The 2,566-nt window shown below is 71.2% G+C and carries 5 protein-coding genes; 2 read left to right on the forward strand and 3 right to left on the reverse strand.

Translation table 11 applies throughout. The features are described from left to right. Positions 1-344 precede the first annotated feature (344 nt). Together GT042_RS32360 and GT042_RS32365 are read left to right on the forward strand one after the other, a co-directional pair. Positions 345-734: a ribonuclease domain-containing protein gene (locus tag GT042_RS32360; protein ID WP_161312255.1), complete on the forward strand. Its 390-nt coding sequence runs from the start codon at positions 345-347 to the stop codon at positions 732-734. Positions 735-804: 70 nt separating this feature from the next. Beyond that, the gene (locus GT042_RS32365; RefSeq protein ID WP_161312256.1) at positions 805-1,107 is read left to right on the forward strand and encodes a barstar family protein; all 303 of its coding nucleotides are present in this window, start codon (positions 805-807) and stop codon (positions 1,105-1,107) included. Between the two features lie 57 nt (positions 1,108-1,164). On the opposite strand, the gene GT042_RS32370 is transcribed toward GT042_RS32365, so the two are convergent. The 3 genes from GT042_RS32370 to GT042_RS32380 all read right to left on the reverse strand — a co-directional run. Continuing rightward, positions 1,165-1,515: a helix-turn-helix domain-containing protein gene (locus GT042_RS32370; RefSeq protein WP_161312257.1), complete on the reverse strand. Its 351-nt coding sequence runs from the start codon at positions 1,513-1,515 to the stop codon at positions 1,165-1,167. Next, complete coding sequence (locus GT042_RS32375; RefSeq protein WP_161312258.1) at positions 1,512-2,102, reverse strand: NAD(P)H-dependent oxidoreductase; 591 nt, start codon at positions 2,100-2,102, stop codon at positions 1,512-1,514. The genes GT042_RS32370 and GT042_RS32375 overlap by 4 nt, the downstream gene beginning before the upstream one ends. A gap of 117 nt (positions 2,103-2,219) precedes the next feature. Then, a partial coding sequence (locus tag GT042_RS32380) for a HEAT repeat domain-containing protein (protein ID WP_202534361.1) occupies positions 2,220-2,566 on the reverse strand: 347 nt, incomplete at its 5' end.

Below are 2,566 nucleotides of genomic sequence, written 5' to 3' on the forward strand. Positions count from 1 at the left end.
CGGCGGCGGTACGGGCACGGGGGCCGGCAACGGCGGCCGTGGCCGGCGCGGCCGGGGTGGCGGCGGAGCGGGCGGCGAGGGCGGCGGTCGCCGCACGGCTGCCTGACCGTCTCTCCATCCAGCACGACGTACGTACGCCCGGCAGTGCTCACGCGCTGCCGGGCGTCCGTGCGTCCGTGCGTCCGTGCGTCCGTGCGTCCGCAGTCTCGCGTCGGCCGTTTGTGACGCGGGTGGCTCCTGAGGCGGTACGAACGGGTTCCGGGTGGTGAACGTCCCGGAAATTCAGGCGCGTTGGGGGGACGTGGTCTTGACGTGTACATATCTACGCGCGTCATCATGGGGACATGCGAATTCCCCCACGTATCGCCGCCCTGGGCTCCGTCGTAGCCCTCGCCTCCACCCTCCTGGTCGGCACGGCCGCCCTCAGCGCGTCCGCCGCGCCGAGCGCCGTCGGCAGCATCTGCTACGGCAGCCTGCCGTCGCAGGCCCGGACGACCCTCAACCTCATCGCCCGTGGCGGGCCGTTCCCGTACTCCCAGGACGGTGCCGTCTTCCAGAACCGTGAGCGCCTGCTCCCCCTCCAGGCGTCCAGCTACTACCACGAGTACACCGTCGTGACCCCCGGCTCCCCCGACCGCGGCGCCCGCCGCATCATCACCGGCAAGAAGGTCGACGAGGACTACTACACCTCCAACCACTACGCGTCGTTCTCGCTCGTCAACTACGGCTGCTGACACCACGTCCGCTCACCGGCCCGGGCGGCGGAGACCGCCGCCCGAGACCAGGAAAGGTAACCTCCGTCCCATGACCGTGACCTATGTGATCGACGGGGCGGAGGTCACCGACCTGGACAGCTTCTGGCGGGTGATCGGCGCCGCCGTGAACGGACCCGGCGGGTACTTCGGGAGCAATCTCGACGCGCTCGTGGACTGCCTGCGCGGCGGGTTCGGCACACCCGACGACCGTGACTTCGCCTTCGAGTGGCGCGCGCACGACGTCTCGCGCGCGCGGCTGGACGAGGCGGCCGCCGGTACGGGGCGCTCGGTCTTCGGTGAACTCGCCGAGATCATCGAGGAGGGCGCGCCGGGAGGGCTGCGGCTCGTCTGACGCGCCGTCCGGTACGTCGTCCGATACGGAGCTGACACGCCGTCAGGCCCGCCGCCCTCAGCCTGTGTTCGTACGCGCGTCCGCTTCGTCCGGCAGCGGGATCCACTTGTGCGACCAGGCGATGACCGACTCCAGCACCGGTTCCAGTTCGCGTCCCCGCTGGGTGAGGTGGTACTCGACCTGGACCGGTGTGGTGGCCACCACCCGGCGCTCGATCAGCTCGTCCTCCTGGAGCGCCCGCAGCCGCTGCGCCAGCATGGTGTCGCTGACGCCGGGGATCGCCGCCTTGATCTGCCCGTACCGGTGCTGCCCGGTGAACAGGGCGCGCAGGACCGCGCCCGTCCACCGGGTGCCGATCAGCTCGATCGCCGTGTGGAAGCGCGTGCACACCGGATGGATGCCGGTCATGGCTTCACGGCCGCCGGCCGGGGCGCGCGCAGCGGGCGCAGCACCTCGCCGACCCGCTTGAGCTCGTCGAACATCGCCTTCGCCGACCCGGTCATGGCGTCGTCGGCCGCGAAGCCCCCGTCCTCGGTGACGAGCCGGTGGGCGAAGGGGATGACGACCGCCTCGAACAGCGGGGTCATCCGGAGCGTGGTGACGACCTGCTTGATCATCTGGGCCGCCCGGGTGCCCCCGGCGACGCCGCCGTAGCTGACGAGGCCGACCGGCTTGTGGTGCCACTCGTTGTGCAGGTAGTCGAGGGCGTTCTTCAGCTCCGCGTTGTAGCCGTAGTTGTACTCCGGCATGACGAACACGAAGGCGTCGCCCTCGGCGATCTTCGCGCTCCAGTCGCGGGTGTGCTGGTGGGTGTACTGCCCCAGCCGGGGGTGGTGCGGTTCGTTCATGAACGGCAGGTTCACCTCGGCGAGGTCTATCAGCTCGATGTCCTCGAAACCACCGTGCTTGCGCGCTTCCGCGTCGACCCACTGCCCGATGGTCAGGCCGATCCGGCCGGGCCTGGTGCTCGCCACGATGATCTTCAGGTGCGCCACTGCTGTCTCCTAGTGAGGGGCCGGCCGACAGGGGGGATCACCTGACCGGCACGTGAGGAGACTACGGATTTCTTAGTCGATAAGCAAAACTTAGTGGCGAGGTGGGTGCGCCTCCCGTCAGTGGCGCCGGGGGAGTGTCCGCTCCAGGCGCCGCCGCTCCGGCCCCTCCGGTACGTACCGCACCGCGTCCTGGGCCGTCCGCCGCGCGCCACCGCCCGCGTCCTCGTCCGCCAGGATCCGCGCCAACGCAGCGATGGCGCGCGAGTCCTGACGTACCGCCAGAGCGCGCGCCGCCTCGGCGGCCGTGTCCGCCTCCTGGTCCGCCAGCCGGGCCGCCAGCGCCTCCCGCAGGGAGGGGGTGTCGTCCGCCACCCCCGCCAGGGCCCGGACCGCCGCCTTCCGTACGGAGGCGTCCGCGTCGCCGCTGAGCAGGACCAGCGCCCACACCGCGTCCCGGTGCCCGT

It is taken from the genome of Streptomyces sp. SID3212, from assembly GCF_009865405.1.
GTDB lineage: Bacteria > Actinomycetota > Actinomycetes > Streptomycetales > Streptomycetaceae > Streptomyces.

Bases quoted from the DNA above. Each gene is read 5' to 3' on its own strand.
- GT042_RS32360 (WP_161312255.1), top strand. From the start codon at position 345: ATGCGAATTCCCCCACGTATCGCCGCCCTGGGCTCCGTCGTAGCCCTC.
- GT042_RS32365 (WP_161312256.1), top strand. From the start codon at position 805: ATGACCGTGACCTATGTGATCGACGGGGCGGAGGTCACCGACCTGGAC.
- GT042_RS32370 (WP_161312257.1), bottom strand. From the start codon at position 1,515: ATGACCGGCATCCATCCGGTGTGCACGCGCTTCCACACGGCGATCGAG.